13 protein-coding genes are annotated in these 16,664 nt (G+C 57.9%); 8 read left to right on the top strand and 5 right to left on the bottom strand.

From position 1 onward, the window contains the following. Positions 1-338 precede the first annotated feature (338 nt). On the bottom strand, positions 339-794 hold the full coding sequence (locus tag UH5x_RS09250; RefSeq protein ID WP_482635490.1) for an NADAR family protein: 456 nt from the start codon (positions 792-794) through the stop codon (positions 339-341). A gap of 514 nt (positions 795-1,308) precedes the next feature. On the opposite strand from UH5x_RS09250, the gene UH5x_RS09245 reads away from it, so the two are divergent. From UH5x_RS09245 to UH5x_RS09230, 4 genes are all read left to right on the top strand, one after another. Next, entirely contained in the window at positions 1,309-1,794 is a 486-nt protein-coding gene (locus UH5x_RS09245) for a hypothetical protein (RefSeq protein ID WP_047813370.1), read from the top strand. A 381-nt stretch (positions 1,795-2,175) separates the two neighbouring features. Next, entirely contained in the window at positions 2,176-2,466 is a 291-nt protein-coding gene (locus UH5x_RS09240) for a hypothetical protein (RefSeq protein ID WP_482635489.1), read from the top strand. Positions 2,467-2,607: 141 nt separating this feature from the next. After that, positions 2,608-2,910: a hydrolase gene (locus UH5x_RS09235; protein ID WP_482635488.1), complete on the top strand. Its 303-nt coding sequence runs from the start codon at positions 2,608-2,610 to the stop codon at positions 2,908-2,910. Between the two features lie 675 nt (positions 2,911-3,585). Further along, positions 3,586-4,332 (top strand): DUF2071 domain-containing protein, encoded by a 747-nt coding sequence (locus UH5x_RS09230; protein WP_482635487.1) that lies wholly within the window; start codon positions 3,586-3,588, stop codon positions 4,330-4,332. Between the two features lie 359 nt (positions 4,333-4,691). Here the strand turns inward: UH5x_RS09230 and UH5x_RS09225 are convergent, their stop codons facing one another. The 3 genes from UH5x_RS09225 to UH5x_RS09215 are packed head-to-tail and all read right to left on the bottom strand — an operon-like array spanning position 4,692 to position 7,597. Beyond that, entirely contained in the window at positions 4,692-5,588 is an 897-nt protein-coding gene (locus UH5x_RS09225; protein WP_482635486.1) for a DUF6528 family protein, read from the bottom strand. 21 nt (positions 5,589-5,609) lie between these two features. After that, the gene (locus UH5x_RS09220) at positions 5,610-6,761 is read right to left on the bottom strand and encodes a 3-dehydroquinate synthase (protein ID WP_482635485.1); all 1,152 of its coding nucleotides are present in this window, start codon (positions 6,759-6,761) and stop codon (positions 5,610-5,612) included. Next, the gene (locus tag UH5x_RS09215; RefSeq protein WP_482635949.1) at positions 6,758-7,597 is read right to left on the bottom strand and encodes an alpha/beta hydrolase; all 840 of its coding nucleotides are present in this window, start codon (positions 7,595-7,597) and stop codon (positions 6,758-6,760) included. Before UH5x_RS09215 ends, UH5x_RS09220 begins: the two co-directional genes overlap by 4 nt. 360 nt (positions 7,598-7,957) lie before the next feature. Between UH5x_RS09215 and UH5x_RS09210 the strand changes: the two genes are divergently transcribed. After that, entirely contained in the window at positions 7,958-8,995 is a 1,038-nt protein-coding gene (locus UH5x_RS09210; RefSeq protein ID WP_047813363.1) for an aldo/keto reductase, read from the top strand. 357 nt (positions 8,996-9,352) lie between these two features. On the opposite strand, the gene UH5x_RS09205 is transcribed toward UH5x_RS09210, so the two are convergent. Beyond that, entirely contained in the window at positions 9,353-9,916 is a 564-nt protein-coding gene (locus UH5x_RS09205) for a GrpB family protein (RefSeq protein WP_047813362.1), read from the bottom strand. A 178-nt stretch (positions 9,917-10,094) separates the two neighbouring features. Between UH5x_RS09205 and purE the strand changes: the two genes are divergently transcribed. The 3 genes from purE (at position 10,095) to UH5x_RS09190 (ending at position 16,658) form a co-directional block, all read left to right on the top strand. Then, positions 10,095-10,616 carry a 5-(carboxyamino)imidazole ribonucleotide mutase gene (purE, locus tag UH5x_RS09200; RefSeq protein ID WP_482635948.1) on the top strand — a complete coding sequence of 174 codons (522 nt, stop codon included), beginning with the start codon at positions 10,095-10,097 and terminating at the stop codon, positions 10,614-10,616. Further along, positions 10,613-11,833: a 5-(carboxyamino)imidazole ribonucleotide synthase gene (locus UH5x_RS09195; protein ID WP_482635484.1), complete on the top strand. Its 1,221-nt coding sequence runs from the start codon at positions 10,613-10,615 to the stop codon at positions 11,831-11,833. The genes purE and UH5x_RS09195 overlap by 4 nt, the downstream gene beginning before the upstream one ends. Positions 11,834-12,182: 349 nt before the next feature. Further along, positions 12,183-16,658 (top strand): hypothetical protein, encoded by a 4,476-nt coding sequence (locus UH5x_RS09190; RefSeq protein ID WP_482635483.1) that lies wholly within the window; start codon positions 12,183-12,185, stop codon positions 16,656-16,658. Positions 16,659-16,664 lie beyond the last annotated feature (6 nt).

Here is a 16,664-nt window from a genome sequence, read left to right as displayed (position 1 = left end):
TAGGCCTGCGGCACGCCTTCGCTCGTTGGCCCGGTGGCGATAGCTTTGGTACAATTGTCGTAGTTCAAGCATCGCTCGCCTCGTTCAGGGGAGGTGTCGTAAAGGCCTTCCGTTGGGCGACCTACCGTTTACAAATGGCCGGCGACAAACCACCACCCGACCCTTGGAGCGTCACTTGGGACACGGCGCTCGTTCGCTTCGATGATGCCGTCCCGTTGGCAACGCCGCGATCGCCTTGGCTGTGATTTCAACGGCCCTCGATTTGGTACACTGTTCGACACTTCCAAGTCGTCAACTTCGTTTGGGGCGGTGGCGTAAAAACCTTCCGTTATGCGAACCTAGCGTTCCTGCTCTTCGCGCAGTTTCGCCCTGATGTCCATCAGGATTCGGCCCAGCATGTTCTTGCCTTTGCCGTCGCCACCGTCGCCCCAGTAGTCATCATTCGCAGTGTGTTCGATGATCTTCGCGTCACCTGTGTCCAACAACAACTCCCACAACTCCTCGTGTTGCGTGAACTTCGCTAGGACAGCCTCTCGCATCACGTTGCCCTTCGCTGATTCCCAATCCCTGCGTAGTGTTCGCTTCTTGCGATCGCGGCCCATGCGTGCGGCCAACATCGGCGAGTTCGCCTTCCGTATTTTTTCTTGTTCCGCTTTGTCCTTGAACTTCATGGCTTGAAAATAGTGCTCGGTCGTCGGCCACATCTTCTTTCCGATCTTGATCGGATACCCCGCGAAATTGGAGAATTCACCGTACTCATCGGCAACGCTGTAAAATTTGATGGGTTCGGTCATGGTGGTTCTGTGCCGGATTGCTTGCGAGCGTGTTGGAATGGAGACGCGCACCCCGCTTCATAGGTTCGCATAACATGGGTTTTACGCTAGTCCCTTCGGGATCACCTTCCATGTTTCGCAACACGGGCTTTTGTTGGTAAACTGTTCGGCGTTTCAGGGTCACTCGCTTCGTTCGTGGCGGTGACGTAAAAAACTTCCGTTGTGCGACCTACCGATAATGAGTTTTTCTGCTGCCTGAGGTTTTCATTCGTGTGCGATTGGTGCTTTTTTGGTGTTCCCCAAAAACTTGGCTGCGCCGAACACTAATCTTTGCTAATCGAACACTAATCCGAACGGTGCGCGGACTGGGGTGGACGCTTTGATTGTCACATAACATGGTGTTTGCGCTAGGCCTTTGGAACACCTTCCTTTGCACTTCAAGATGGGCTGGCGTATCATTAGCTTTTCGTGATTCAAACTCAGCCGCTTCGTTTATGGCGGCGACGTAAAAACCTTCCGTTGGGGGACGCAGTCTATGAGCAATGGAGAACGCAATATCGCGTGGTTGCCTCCGTTGTTCACGAACGCTGGTGGTTCCGCCATCGTCGTCGGTGTGTCCGGGACCGATTGGTTCATTCAGCATGATTCCCCAGTTTCTCTTTCCGTCGATCGTCTTCCCCCTTGGATACTTCCACTCGTCCAACCGGGGTACGGTGGCGACTACCCGACGGCCCGCGGTTTGATCGCCTCCCGACTTGCGGACGCTGCACTGCCCGCGGCGCTCGTTGACACATTTCCGTTCTTTGCGGTCGTTCAACTTGCGTTCCGCTTCTCTGGCTTTTGGGCCGTCAACGCCGCGGAATGGTTGCCGCACTTTGACTTCGACGAATCATTTGCAAACGTGCTCCTTCAATTTCAACTCGACGACCAGCATTCGCAGTCCGATCGGCTGTTGGTAGCGAAACATCTTCACAAATGGGAGTCTGATCGGGGCATCTCGCTGCTGAGACCTTCAACGTAGTTCAGCGTCACCTAAGCAGGTCGGCAGGAGTCTTTCGGCGTTTGAAATCTCTTGGCAAGCGTGGTTGCTTCTACGTCCAACCGGGGCTAACGCCCAAACGGCTCACATGGTGATGCCCGATCATTCCTGCCGACCTGCTTAGCAAGGTTTTTACGCTAGTCTTGCGGCACACCTTCGCTCTTTGGCAACGTGCGTTGGCATTGGTACAATCCATCGTGATCCAGACTCGCTCGCTTCGTTCATGGCGGTGTCGTAAAAACCTTCCGTTGGCAGACTCAAACGATGGCGAATCCCTCGCGGCTTCTGGTTCACTATCTTTTGGCCGAATCAATCAAGGAACGCGTGACTCACCTGAAGTATATCTGCGACGACGGAGATGGAATGCTCCACGCGACAAACGCCACAGAGACCTTCGAGGTGGTTCCGCCACCTGTCAGCGTTGTCCCCGGCCTGGTGGCTGAATTGGCATCACTTGCCGGCGTTGAAAATACTGCCACATCTGGGTCGTTTCAATTGGTCAATGCAACTTTCCCCTCCATTGGTTCATGGAATTGTGACCGTCCAGTCTGGGTCGATGTAAAACTATCAGCCGATGGCTTTGACTTGGAATTGACGTATTCGGAATCGCCGGATGCCCCAGTCGAGGTAGGCCTGGAGGATCCGCCAACATAGAACATCTGCAATGGCGGTGCACGATCTCCTTCCCTGTTTCGCAACGTGGGCTGGCGTATTAGAATCCATCGTTGTTCAACGTCGTCTCCTTCGTTCACGGCGGCGAAGGTTGTTCTACCTGTTGTATGACCGAGGCGCTCGTTGGATCGTAAACGCGTAATCTACATCGACGTTGATGACACGTTGATCCGCACTGTTGGCACCACGCAGATTCCGATGCCCGCCAGTGTGAAATTCGTTCGTCGGATGCATGCCGCCGGGCACACGCTTTACTGCTGGTCTCGCGGTGGCGGTGACTACTCACGTGATGTTGCCACGTCGCTCGGGATCGCCGACTGCTTCACCGGTTTCTTGCCCAAGCCTGATATCTGCCTTGACGATCGCGGCGACAAGCTGCTTGACTATTGTGACGTGATCCTGCCGTCAAACGCTGCCAACCACTGACCGAAGCCAATGCTCGACCCATGGTCGCGGTCACATCACATGGTTTTTGTGTTAGGCCTGCGGCACACCTTCGTTTGTATGGTACCGGGCGCTGGCATTGGTAGCCGTTCTCGTGGCTCAGGCATCACTCGCCTCGTTCAGGGCGGTGTTGTCAAAGACTGCCGTTGTGCGGAGTAACCAAATGGAACGCAAAGAGATTCTCGACGTCGCAGTCGGCTTTTGGCCACTCGCGTTGACTTACGCTCTCGTTCCGCTGCCGCTGCATTTTGATGTTGCGCGGGGTGGTGCGGTTGTTCTCGCCGTCGTGCTTTGCCTGCCGCGTCTCTGGTGGTCATGTGTCTTTGGGCTGCTGTGATCTGACGGCCGCACAAAACCCCGTTGAGCGACCTGCCGAGATCGAAGGTTCGGGCTGATCGTACGCGGTGGGTGTCTTCGTTGGAGAGTGTTTCGGGGGGGCAATTGTCAATCGCTTCGGTCATGATCCATCTGCTGCCAGTCCGCGATCGCCTTCGCTGCTCGGCGACGGGGGTGGGGGATTCGGGGCGTTCGTTCATCTCGTTGGTCGCGGTTGGGGGGATGGCTGGATATGAGGCATCCGTTTGCCGTTGCAAGTTAATCTGGGAACGACGTTGCGGTTCCTTTCATAATCGATCCATCAATCGTGAGGCACACTGAATGCGAATTCCAACAATTCGAGGACTGATTGATCGGCGTGTGCTGGTCAATTATCGCGTCGACCCGAACGTGTTGTCGCGTGTCTGTCCGGCTCCGTTCCGGCCTCAGACGGTCAAGGGGTTTGGCATCGCGGGGATTTGCCTGATTCGCCTCAAGCATATCCGACCGAAACGTTGGCCTTCGTTTCTCGGGATCTCCTCTGAGAACGCGGCTCACCGCATCGCCGTTGAATGGGACATCGACGGAGTCACGCAGACTGGCGTGTATATTCCCCGGCGGGACACCTCTTCCATTTTGAATGCGGTTGCAGGTGGTCGTGTTTTCCCTGGCGTCCACCATCGGGCACGTTTCATGGTCCGGGAAACGGATGAGGAATATCACATCGCAATGGACAGTGTTGACGGGACTGCTCACGTTGCTGTGGAAGGACGGACGGCGGACGGATTGCCAGAGCATTCTGTCTTTGCCAGCGTCGCGGAGTGTTCGCAGTTCTTCGAGGCTGGTTCCCTTGGGTACTCGCCCGCCAGTGAGGCCGCGCAGTTCGACGGGTTGGAGCTTCGGGCGGCCAACTGGCGTGTTCAGCCCCTCGCTGTCACGAGCGTTCGGTCGTCGTTCTTCGATGACCACGCCGTCTTCCCTGAGGGTTCCGTTGCGTTTGACAACGCGCTACTGATGCGTGGGATGGACCATGAATGGCATCATCGAGAATCGCTTTGCAGTCGCGTGCTTTCAAACGACACGGATTGATCGGCGACGCTTAAGAAGCTCGGCAGAAGTCTTTCCGCATTTGGACCCCTTTGGGGAGCGTTGTTGCTCTCTCGTGCAACCGGGGCGAACGCCCAAACGGCTCACATGGTTGTGCCCGGTCATTCCTGCCGACCTGCTTCGCAATAGGCGAAGAAGAAGTGTCGGATTGAAATGGTGAGGCTTCTACCTTGTGTTCCGTGCAATCACAGACTGGAAGCCAATGCCACTTGTGTTAAGCAGTTCGGCAGGAGTCTTTCAGCATTTTGAATGTTTTGGGTAGCGTCGTTGCTCCCACGTGCAACCGGGGCTAACGCCCAAACGGCTCACATGGTTTTGCTCGATCATTCCTGCCGACCTGCTTAGTAGCTGAAGTTGACGTCTTGCCACCAGCGGGCCTTGTAGAACTTTGAGCCAGCGATGGTGTGTCGTTGGTTGGCACCGGTTGGCTGCACGGGGATGACGGAGTCGCTTTGCCAGGAAGTGCCGATTTCGGTTCGTTGCGGATCACTGACCCAGATCGAGCCATCGGCGTGTTGGCTGGCGCTCTTGATCCACTGGAGGTCTGACAAAAGTTGGAAGGCTTCGGTTTCGATGTCAAATGAATACAACGCGTCGTTGTTGCTGATCAAAAGCTTGGGTTCCGTTCGCAACGGGAACAGGTCATGGCCGGTTGGCGACGTTGGCAAGTCAAATGACTGGTCGAGTGAGAGTCTCCGGTCTCGGTATAGAAACCGATAGAGTCGGTCGCCGAGAACCCACAGGCATTCGCGTTTTTTGTCCCAGGTCACACCGTGGGCGTAGGGCAATTCAGTGTCGACGAAATCATCGGCTGAGTGATGCAGGCGGAGCATGCCATGGTTGCTGTTGACGGTGGCAATCGAGCCGTCCGGCAGGAGTTCAGCGGAGTGGCAACTGCTGTAGCTTGGGTAGTCTTTGATGAGTTTCGAATCTCGGAAACGGATCAAACGGACGCGTCCGTGGTAAGCGGCGAGGATGAAGACCTCCCCGTCGATTTCGACTCGCTTCGCATCCGTCGGGATGTATTCGCTTGGCGGGGCTTTGGACGCTGGGTAGGTCCAGAGGTCAGCATCTTTCGCGAATGGATCGACCAGTCGGATGCGGTTGTCGGCTTGGTCGGCGCAGAGGATCGCCGGGGTCTGAGGTGAAATGCCTGCACGACCGCCGTCATTGGCTGGCTGTTGCGCGTGAGCAACGTTGCCCAGCAGAGCCAGGAAGACAATCGCCAGGGCTTTCATCGGTCGTCTCGTCGCAGTTGGTCAAGCGGTTTGTTGTTTGGCAATTTCGCGCAGTTCGTCGATGCAGGATTTCATGACCGGAAGGTCGATCTCGTGCACGTTGATGGCTTCGCCGGGGTTCTTCAGCATGGTGACGGTCAAGCGACCACCGAGGTGTTGGCGGAACTCTTCCAGGCCTTGCAGGACGTCGTCGGGCGTGTCGAGTTGGTCGCACCAGAGCGGCGTGCCCAGGTCAGCAAGGGTTTGGCAGACCGCGTGAGCCAACGGCGTGGGGAAACCGAATTTTCGGGCTGAATACAGCGTGTCGAGAGCCACACCGATGCCAACCGCTTCGCCGTGACGAAGGGCGTAGTTGGACATCGGTTCCATGCGGTGAGCGGACCAGTGTCCAAAGTCGAGCGGGCGAGCTTCGAGGGCTTCGAAGGGGTCGCCTCCTGCGGTGATGTGATCCAGGTGCAATTGGCAGGAACGCGCGATCGCTTCCTGGGAGACATCGACGACTCGCCGGCGAAGTTGATTGGCAGATTTTCGCAGGAAGTCGAAGAAGGCAGCGTCTTTCAGCAAGGCGACTTTGACGGCTTCGGTCAAACCCGATCGGAAGTCGCGATCGGGAAGCGTTTTCAAGATGGCGGTGTCATTGAAGACGGCCCAAGGGACCGCGAAGCTGCCGATCCAATTCTTCTTTTCGAAGTAGTTGATCGCGTTCTTCACGCCGACGCCGGAATCCGCTTGCGCGAGCGTGGTCGACGGCAACCGGATCAAACGCACGCCTCGGTGAGCGATGGCGGCAGCGAATCCGACCGCGTCCAGGACGGCACCGCCGCCGGCAACGATGATGTAGCTGCGGCGATCCAGGTCGTGTGAGTTGATCGCAGCGAGCAAGTCACGCAGGGTGTGCTCGGAGTTTTTGCAGGATTCACCGCCCGGCACGATCATCGGTTCGCGAACCAATCGCATTCGGTCGCTGGTTCGCATGTGTCCGATCAATGCGGTGGCGAATTCGCCGCCCTCGAGGTTGCTGTCCAAGCAGAACAGAACCTTCGGCGGGGAGCTTTCACTTTGTTCGCCGTGCAGGACTGATTCCAGCACCGGGAAGTCGGCTTGAGAGACGTCGTCGGTTTGTCTCAGGCGATGAACAAATTTGACTTCGAAGGAAATGTCATGTTCGGTCACGGCGTCAACTCTTTCCATCCGCGCCACAGCCACCGCAACGAGTCGGGGAAGATCGAGCCCCCGTGCTTTCCGTTGTGGCCACCTTCGCCGTAGACAAACTTGTAGTCGTATTCCTGGAAGGCCAGAGCCGCCGCCATTTGCTGGTTGGCCAGGGGCCAGTTGCCGTGCCGGTTGTCCAGGTCGCCGCTGCCGTCTTGCAAGAAGACTCGGATGGGTTTGGGATCGGTTTTGCGGATCATGGCGGGGTAGTGATCTCCGCCACGAATGTTGACGAAGCTGCCGATGTGCGACATGACTTTTCGAAACGAGTCAGGTCGGAACCAGGCGACTGAGAATGCACAGATGCCACCGGAGCTGTTGCCACAGATGGCTCGCAGTTCGGGATTGTCGGTGATTTTGTATTGCTCTTGGATCACCGGCAGCAGTTCTGTCAGCAAGAACTCGGCGTAGTCACCCGAGACGGTGTCGTATTCAAACGCTCGGTTGGATGGCGTGGGGCTCCAGCCACGTTTGGGTGGCAGTTCGCCTTTGTGACCGGGGTCGACCATCACGGCGATCGTGACGGGCATGTCGCCTGCCGCGATCAGGTTGTCAAACACGGTGGGAAGGCGAAAGTCGCCGCCCGGGCCTTGGAAAGTGTGGCCGTCTTGGAAGACCATCAAAGCGGCGGGCTTTGACCCGTCGTATTGGGCCGGCACGTAGACGCTGTATCGACGCTGGGTGCCTTCGAAAACTTTGCTATTGGAAAACTCATGCTGGGTGACTTTGCCTTGAGGAACACCCGCTTGGGGGCTCGAGTCAGCCGACCAGGTGTAGTTCTCTTCCGCCGCGAGCATGCTGGATGGCTGGATCGCCAGGAGCAGCACCAAGGCAATCGGGGGGATGCGAAACCACTGGGCGTTCACCGGTCTTGAGTGGGCGTTCAGCGAGGCGGGAGGCGTCTGTGAATCGAAAGGCGGGCGGGCATGCCCGTGGGACTGGTTCATGTGTTTTCGGTTCGGCGAGGTGGGGATTTGGCGGGAATACGGTCGGAAGAGGGAGGGAAGCGATCCGGGGAGGATTCGGCAGGCGGGTTTCGACGACGAACGGGCAGGTGGTGGGATTCCAATGCGGTTTGGGCTAAAACTTCCGCCGTCGAAGACCGAGCCTTCGAAAGACCGAACAGTGTAACCCAATTTTCTCTTGGTGGATCCGTCGTGCAACAGCGTCGTTTAGGAAGCAGCGGAATTGTCGTTTCGGACATTTGCATGGGAACGATGACGTTTGGAAGTGCGTGTGACGAAGCCCAGAGCCACGCGATATGCGATCATGCGTTTGATGCGGGGATCAATTTCTTCGATGCAGCCGAGATTTATCCGGTGCCTCCCAAGGAGGAAACCTACGGCGTCACCGAAGAGATCTTCGGTCGTTGGTTGAAGACAAAACCTCGGGACTGCGTGACGGTCGCTACCAAAGTGACGGGGCCCGGCCACGGATGGTTCACGCCACCGGTTCGCCACGGCCGCACCACGCTGGATCGTCATCAAATCATTCGGGCCTGTGAAGACTCGCTGCGTCGTTTGGGAGTGGAGACGATCGATCTGTACCAGATTCACTGGCCCGATCACGGCATGCCTTACGAGGAAGTCCTGGAGTCACTGACACATCTGCGTCGCACTGGAAAAGTCCGCGTGATTGGCTGCAGCAACGAGACGTCTTGGGGGCTGATGAAGAGTCTTTGGGCGGCGGACGTGCACGGCGTCGATCGCTATCAAACGGTCCAGAACAATTTCAGCTTGATCAACCGTCGCTGTGAAAACGAACTGGCTCAGGTTTGTCGTCGTGAGAACGTGAGTCTGCTGCCTTACTCGCCGCTGGGGGGCGGTGTCCTGACGGGCAAGTACGAAAACGGGCCGCCACCGGGAGGTCGTTTCTCGGAGTACTTGCAAACCGGGAACGACCGCCAGAAAGCCATGGCTCAGCGATTCGTCAACGACCGCACGATTGAAACCGCGGTTCGGATGCATGAGATCGCTGAATCGATTGGCACGACGGGAACGGCGTTGTCAGTCGCGTGGAGCAAGCAACATGACTTCGTCGCGTCGACGATTGTGGGAGCCACGTCGGTCGAGCAATTGAAAGAGATCTTGTTGGCGGACGACATGATTCTCGACGCTGAAACACTGGCGCGAATCGATGCCGTCGAAGTCGAGATTCCCAACGCGATGACCGAAGATGGGCTTCGCCGGTTGTAGGGAACTGGGGTGCGAAGCAGGTCGGCAGGGGCCTTTCAGTATTCGGCCTGTTTTCATCCCGTTAGGGATTTCAGATGGTAGCCGGTGGTCGCTGCAACGCAGCGCACCACCGGAAAACGAACGCACCCCCAAACAATCCGCCTCCCGCCGTGGCCGATGGCCACGGCGGGAGGCGGAACCGGAAGGTGGAGGCTACAGGTCCGTCGGTGGCGCGATCGCTTACCGACGGCTACCGTCTTGAATCCCTACCGGGATGAGAACTCACGCAACAGTGCTTCACAACGCCAAAGATTGCGCAGTCCAGGCGAACGCCCAAACGGCTCACATGGTTTTGCCCGATCGTTCCAGCTGACCTACTTAGGAGCCGGAGATTTGGTCTTCGAGATGGGCAAAGTAGATCGCTTTGTCTCGTTCGTATCGTTCGGAAACTCCGCCGCTCTGTTTCCAGCGGTCGACTTTGGTGCTTTCGAATCGCACCGCTTCCTCTGGATTGGCTCGCAAGAAGTCCCGCAGTCGAATCAATCGCCGGTGGGCGGGATGGTCGTTGGTGATCAGGAAGACTTGATGAGTTGGGGCTCCATGCCGAGGCTTTTGCAACACAAGTGAGTGATCGAGCCAATCGGGAGAGTCCACGACTCGATAGTTGAGCCCTTCGATGTGCAGCGCGGCCGCGTCGAGGCTGGAAAGATTGGTCACCAGAGCCACCACATCGATGACCGGTTGAGCGATCAGGCCTGGGATGGCGGTGCTGCCGACGTGGTCGATTTGGGTCACGTGGCCTTGGCAGGATTGCAGGAGGCTGCTGCGGGTCTGCTCGAATTCTTGTTTCCAGCGGGCGTCGTGGTGCATCAGCCGAACGGGCAGTGGTCCCTCCGAATCGAAATCGTCCCGGGGCGTCCGATCAAATGGTGGCGATGTCATGAGTGATCCACACGAAGAAGGATGGGGCGGAACAGGGGCAATTCATTGTGGCGAGTCGTTGCGGTATAACCCGGGGATGATGACGGGCTGACCAGGGGGAGGATTGATTGTTGCTCTCCGCCGCGATCTGATTCACCGTCACCCGATTGTTCCAAATGATCCATCTTCAGAGTACCTGATGACCGACCAAGACGATTCCGCGGCTTCTCACCCGTCTGCTCCGCGCGTGGGTGTGATCATGGGCAGTCGCAATGACTGGGAGACCATGTCGGCGGCCTGTGAAATGCTGGATCGACTTGGGGTCGAGCATGAACGCTCGGTCGTATCTGCTCACCGCACGCCGGAAAGGATGTTCGAGTACGCTCGTTCGGCCGCCTCTCGCGGGCTGAAAGTGATCATCGCCGGGGCGGGGGGAGCCGCTCACTTGCCAGGCATGGTCGCGTCCGAAACGGTGTTGCCAGTGATTGGCGTGCCGATTCAAAGCCGGGCCCTGCAGGGACTGGATTCGTTGCTTTCGATCGTCCAGATGCCGGGCGGCATCCCGGTGGCCACGATGTCGATCGGTGTTGCGGGAGCCAAGAACGCGGGGGTGATGGCCGCTCGCATTTTGGCGACCCACGACGATGGTCTACGTGAACGTCTGGAAGCATTCGTGGCAAAGCAGCGTGACGACGTGATCGCATCGGCCGAGCTTCCATGAGCGATCGTCAAGCATCCAAAATCGATCCAGCCTCTGGTTCCGAGCACGTCATCCTTCCCGGAGCCACGATCGGCATGGTTGGTGGCGGTCAGTTGGGGCGAATGTTCGCCATGGCCGCGGCTCGAATGGGATATCGGGTGGGCGTCTTTTGCGGCAGCAGCGATGAGCCGGCCGCCGAGGTGGCAGCGTTCACGGTTTGCGGGCCACTGACCGATCATTCCGCCATCGAAGCGTTCGCAAAGCGATGCGATGTGATCACGTTGGAGTTTGAGAACATTCCCGCGGACACCATCGCCGCGTGCAGCAAACACGCACCGACCTACCCGGATGCCTCGGTGTTGGCGATGGCCCAAGACCGTTGGATCGAGAAAACGACTCTGCGTGAAGCTGGAATTCCGGTCGCTGGGTTTGAGCCCGTCTATGACCGGGAATCCGCGATTGCTGCGGGCGAGTCGTTGGGATGGCCAATCATCGTCAAGACGTGTCGCAGCGGTTACGACGGCAAAGGTCAGCATCGTTTGAATTCACCCGACGAGGCCGCGTTGGTCCAGTGGGAGGGAGCGGAAAGCGGCGACGATGGCCAACCGCCTTGGGTGGCCGAGGCATTGGTGTTGTTTGAGCGGGAGGCTTCGGTGATCGTGGCTCGGACGCTCGATCAGCGAGTCGAGACGTTTCCGGTGTTCGAAAATGACCATCAAAACCACATTCTCGACGAAACCAAACTGCCTGCCAATGTTTCCCCAGAGCTGCAATTGCAGGCACGCGAAATCGCGACGCGGGTGGCAGAGCACTTGGGATTGGTGGGGTTGTTGTGTGTGGAATTGTTTGTGACCCCCGACGAATTGATCGTCAATGAGGTCGCGCCGAGGCCTCACAATTCGGGGCACGTGACGATCGAAGCTTGTGCGACCAGCCAGTTTGAGCAGCACGTGTGCGCGATTTGCGGGCTGCCTCTGGGCGACACTTCGATGGTGGTTCCTGCGGCCAGCATGTTGAATCTGCTGGGCGACATCTGGGAAGCCGCGGAGGCTCGCGAGACGCTACCAAACTGGGGGGCGTGTCTCGATACACCCGGTGTGGCGTTGCATCTTTATGGCAAGCACGCCGCGAGAGCTGGTCGGAAAATGGGGCATTTGTCGGCCGTTGGGAGCGACCTGGCGGACGTTTCCGAGCGGTTGCGGTTGGCTCGTGAGCGATTGCTCAGCGACCGGGGCTGAGAAATCTCGGCTGGACGGGCTCTTCGGACGACCGAACCATCACTTTGGCCCGGAAATCGCGTCTTTTCCTCTGCGAAGTCATTGAGAACCCGATTGCAGCGGAGTGCTGCGGCGTTTCGCAACAGGTGTTGCAGAATGCTACACCCTACAATCGGAATTCTTGGCGGTCCAAGAGCTGTTTGAAGCGGTTTTTTCGTGGAAATTGAAGTTTCCAGAAATAGACTGAATGGTCCGCGCCTGGCTTTTCGCCGTCTCATCCCGCGACTAATCGCTGAGAATCACGATGAACCTGCCACCTGACGCATCCCAGCATCTCTCCTCTGGTCCCCACTCCTTCTCTGAGTTGTCGATGAAGATCTTTTCCACTTTTGGCTGCGAGTTGCCAGCCCTTTTGACGTTGGCGGTCATGGCGACTGCGGTTTCGGCGGCTCCACCGGCCGCGACTGATTCCCAGGCTGTTTCCTCCGAAGCGTCGATTCGCATCGTTTCCCACAGCATGGACGACGGCGGTCAATCGATCGCCGCTTCGATCCAGGCTGGTGCGGAAGATTCCATGCTTCGCGCGGTTCGCCAGTCCGCTGGTGACCTGGTCATCGTCGTTGACACGTCGGCCAGCCAAGTGGGAGCGTATCGCGATGACGCGATGAAGGCTCTGCAGGCGGCACTCGAGTCTGTTCGTGACCGCGATGTCCGCGTGGCGTTGTTCGCTGCGGACGTGCAGGCCAACGAGCTGACCAGTGGATTTGCAGTTCCTGGCGACAGCAACTTGGCAGCCGCGACCGCGAAATTGACTTCGCGATTGCCGTTGGGCAACACGAATTTGGTCTCGGTCTTGGACACTGTCCGAGCCTCCTTGACCGGTCGTCCAGATTCGCGAACACGCTCGATCGTTTACATCGGCGACGCGGCTTCGATTGATGCGGCTCAAAACCTGTCGCGATTCGAGAACCTGGTCGATGCGTTGCGAAGCGATCACATCTCGGTTCACTCGGTTGCGATTGGTCCGACCAAGAACGTCGCGATCATGGGAGTTCTGGCAAATCAAACCGGTGGCGTTTTGGGGGTCGTGGGGACCGACGCAACGCCAACGGAGATCGCCGATTTGGTCGCCGACGCGGCCGTGATGTCGCCCATTTGGATCACCGAAATCAAATCCAATGCGAAGATCGACTGGGTGCATGGCAATCGTTTGCCGCCCCTGCGATTGGACCGTGATTCGATCTACTTGGGACAACTGAAGTCGCCCGCAGAAGAGGTGGCGATCGACTTGGTCGGTGGCACTCGGAACAGCGACATTCAAATCAAAGCCAATGCAAGCGTCGAGTCGGGCAATCCTGACTTCGCTTTCTTGACTGGCTTGATTGCCGAACACAAAACGGCTCATGGGTTGTTGTTGGCAACCGCCGGTTCGCCAATGCTTCGTCAAACCGCTCAAGCGATGACGGCTCGTGCAGAATCGTTGGCAACCGCCGCCACGATGGCGATGCAGCAAGGCAACATGCGTGGAGCGCGTGCGGTTGCTCTGGAAGCTTTGCAAGCCGATCCCAACAACGCGGAAGCCAAAGCGATCTTGAAGATGGCGACGCCGGAAGGCAAGCGATTGATCCTGCAAACCGGGGATGACAACCCCTTCGATGACATCTTCGGTGGTGGCGGTGACGCGGCTGCTGAAAGTCCCTTCGGTGCGGAGCCTGCTGCCGGAGACGATGTCTTCGGTGCGGCGGCTGATGATGCTCCCGCGATGGATGCACCTGCTGCAGAAGCTCCTGCCACGGCGGCACCCGCGGTTGATGCGGCACCTGCCGCTGACGCTCCCTTGGCAGCCGACGACGATGTCTTCGGTGCTCCCGCTGAGGTTGCTCCCGCGAACCCAGGGCCAGCGAACGCAGGACCAGCCATGGGCGGTGGCGGTCAATTCGACAGCGGGTTCGGACCTGTTGTGGGCGACAATGAACTGCGAGAAGACGGTGGCGATTTGCTGGGCCGCTTCGAACAACTGCGTTCACGTGAAGAAGGTCGTTTGCGAGGGGAAGTCCGGGCTCAATTGCGAGAAGCACGTCGGCTGATTCGCCAAGACCCCATCGGTGTCGCTGGCAGCTTGAAAAGCCTGCTTTCGCGAGTCGAGACAACTCCTGATATTGACCCTCAACTGCGTCGTGAATTGCTCGGCCAAGTTCGTTCGGCGATTCAAATCGCCAGTGCTCGTGAGGCTGACTTCCTCGAGCAAGAGGCCAATCTGGAGCAACTGGCCGCCGGTGCCACCGCGTCCGCTCGTTTGTTGCAAGAAACCTATCGTCGCGAAGATCGTTTGAAACGATTGTCGTCTCAGATGAATGCTTTGATCGATGAAGGACGCTACACCGAAGCCGATGGTGGGGTGTCGTTGGAAATTGCTGCTTTGGCAGGTGACACGATCACCGACGACAGCGTTCTTGGACGTCACGTCACAGACGAAACGCTTGCTTTGCAAACCTACGCTCGCGATCGTCGTTATCGCGAACTGCGTGAACGCAACTTTGTGGATGCGTTTTCGTTGGTGCTGAAGGCCGCAGTGCCTTTTGTTGACGATCCACCGATCGTTTATCCAGAAGCTGAAACCTGGCAGCGTTTGAGCCGTCGACGCATCGAGCGTTACGGATCGATCGAATTGGTCGGTGACAGCGAATCAGAACAACGCATCGAAGCCAGTTTGTCCGATGAGGTCTCTTACAACTTCCTCGACACACCTCTGAATGATGCGATCCGAGTGATCAGTGAAGACCGCACGATTCCAATCCGAATTGACGTCTTCAGTTTGGAAGGCGAGGGATTGTCCGAAGACATTCCTGTGAACATCGCACTGGAAAACGTTTCGTTGCGATCGTTCCTGCGGCTGATGCTGCGTGATCAGAACTTGACCTACATGATCAAGGACGAAGTTCTGAACATCACGACTGTGACCGCTGCCGAAGACAACTTGGTCACGAAGGTTTACCCGGTCGGTGACTTGGTCGTGCCAATCGTCAGCCTTGGCGGCGGCGGCATGGGTGGCGGCATGGGTGGCGGCATGGGCGGCGGCATGGGCGGCGGCATGGGCGGCGGCATGGGCGGCGGCATGGGCGGCGGCATGGGTGGCGGCATGGGTGGCGGCATGGGTGGCGGAGGAGGAATGTTCATCGTTCCTGACGACGCCTCGCTGCGATCCAAAGCCAATTCGTCCGCTGTGACAAGTGCCTCTGAAACCAGCCAAGCGTCCGATGCGGATTCGATCGAAAACATCGATCGCGCCATTCAGCTCGACATCCCAGAAGGGAAGTCCGTTGACCAAGCGTGGTCAGAGCACTTCGCCAATTGGAATGTTGAGTCGGCACGCGATTTGACGATTTTGGACCGCCGAGTTCGTGCGACGGTGTCGCACTTCAACGTGAAGGCTTCGGCCGCAGAACAGGCGGGTGACAAAGACGCTGCGAAGGCGCATTTCAACGAGATCCGTGCCGTGATCGCCGGTGCCATTTCGGCCGGGCACATCCAACCTTGGATGTACCAAGCCTATGCGTTGTCTTTGGCCGCGACGGACGCACCTGAATCGGAAGTCGAACGGGCCCTGCTTTCAGCGGCGGACTTCGCCGAAACCCCCGAGGATCTGCTCAACGTGGCAGCACGTTTGGAAGACATGGGGCAACTGGCAGCGGCTATGAAGCTCTGTCGCCAGATCTCGGACGCGGACCCAGACCGCCGCGAACCTTATGTGATGGGACTTCGATTGGCGAAACGCTTGGATCAACCCTCCGATTTGGCCTGGGCTTGTGAAGGCGTGTTGGGATTGGCTTGGAGTGACAAATTTCAGCCGTTGGTCGAAGAAGCTCGTTTGATGGCTCGTGCGACTCACCAAGAACTGGTGGCTGAAGGCGACAGCGAATCGGCCAAGCATTTCAGCGAAGCTCTCCGTCGAGCTGCTTCGCACGATGCGATTGTACGAGTGAGCTGGACCGGCGACGCCGACGTCGACTTGTCGGTGGAAGAACCCTCCGGAACGGTTTGCTCGTTGGAATCACCCAATAGCACCAGCGGCGGCACCTTGCTTGGCGATGCCTATCCGGGTGCCCAGGACGATGCCACGGGACAAGTTTCAGAAACGTACCTGTGCCCGAAGGGTTTCTCGGGTGAGTACCGCGTCCAGTTGCGTCGCATTTGGGGCAACGTTTCAACCGGCAAAGTCACCGTGGAAATCTTGACCGATGTGGGGCGTCCGGAGCAAAAGTTCATTCGCCAAGACATCCCTTTGATGGAACAGAATGCGTTGGTGATCTTTGAAGTCAAAGATGGACAACGAAAAGAGAAGCTGGCTGAAGCTCAGGTGGAGCACTTGGCTGAGTTCGGCCGCGATGTTGGGCACCAAGCGTTGGGGCAGTTCATTGGCCCGGCCGCTGGCGGGGGCTTGAACGCTCAAGCCGCGAATGCATTGGGGGACAATCGTCAGTTGCTGCGAGAGTTTTTCAGCGACTATCCCTCGTTGCTTCCCGGGGCAAACGGTGGTCCTTTTGGGACTGGCGGCGTCAACGGGATCAATGGCTTCAACCCACAAGGTGGTGTTGGTTACATGCCGGTGATCACCTCCTTGCCCGAGGGGGCCTCGATGACCGGTTTGGCGATCATCTCTGCTGATCGTCGTTACGTCCGAATCAGTCCCGCACCGATATTCTCGCAAATCGGTGAGGTCACGACCTTCAACTTCGTCTCGGGTGATACCGGTACTGACGCAGGTGGAGCAGCCGGCGGTGCTGCGGGTGGAGTCGGTGGTGCGGCTGGCGGTGCTGCTGGTGGTGTCGGTGGAGTCGGCAACTGAGTGGCG

The sequence above is a fragment of the Rhodopirellula sp. UH5 genome (assembly GCF_056839225.1).
The sequence above is the reverse complement of the archived record's forward strand: the minus strand, read 5'-3'. Positions and strand labels throughout refer to the sequence as shown.

Coding starts and splice junctions, on each gene's coding strand:
- UH5x_RS09245 (WP_047813370.1), top strand. CDS start 1,309: ATGAGCAATGGAGAACGCAATATCGCGTGGTTGCCTCCGTTGTTCACG.
- UH5x_RS09205 (WP_047813362.1), bottom strand. CDS start 9,916: ATGACATCGCCACCATTTGATCGGACGCCCCGGGACGATTTCGATTCG.
- UH5x_RS09215 (WP_482635949.1), bottom strand. CDS start 7,597: ATGCTCGCGGCGGAAGAGAACTACACCTGGTCGGCTGACTCGAGCCCC.
- UH5x_RS09240 (WP_482635489.1), top strand. CDS start 2,176: ATGCTCCACGCGACAAACGCCACAGAGACCTTCGAGGTGGTTCCGCCA.
- UH5x_RS09230 (WP_482635487.1), top strand. CDS start 3,586: ATGCGAATTCCAACAATTCGAGGACTGATTGATCGGCGTGTGCTGGTC.
- UH5x_RS09225 (WP_482635486.1), bottom strand. CDS start 5,588: ATGAAAGCCCTGGCGATTGTCTTCCTGGCTCTGCTGGGCAACGTTGCT.
- UH5x_RS09250 (WP_482635490.1), bottom strand. CDS start 794: ATGACCGAACCCATCAAATTTTACAGCGTTGCCGATGAGTACGGTGAA.
- UH5x_RS09195 (WP_482635484.1), top strand. CDS start 10,613: ATGAGCGATCGTCAAGCATCCAAAATCGATCCAGCCTCTGGTTCCGAG.
- UH5x_RS09190 (WP_482635483.1), top strand. CDS start 12,183: ATGAAGATCTTTTCCACTTTTGGCTGCGAGTTGCCAGCCCTTTTGACG.
- purE (WP_482635948.1), top strand. CDS start 10,095: ATGACCGACCAAGACGATTCCGCGGCTTCTCACCCGTCTGCTCCGCGC.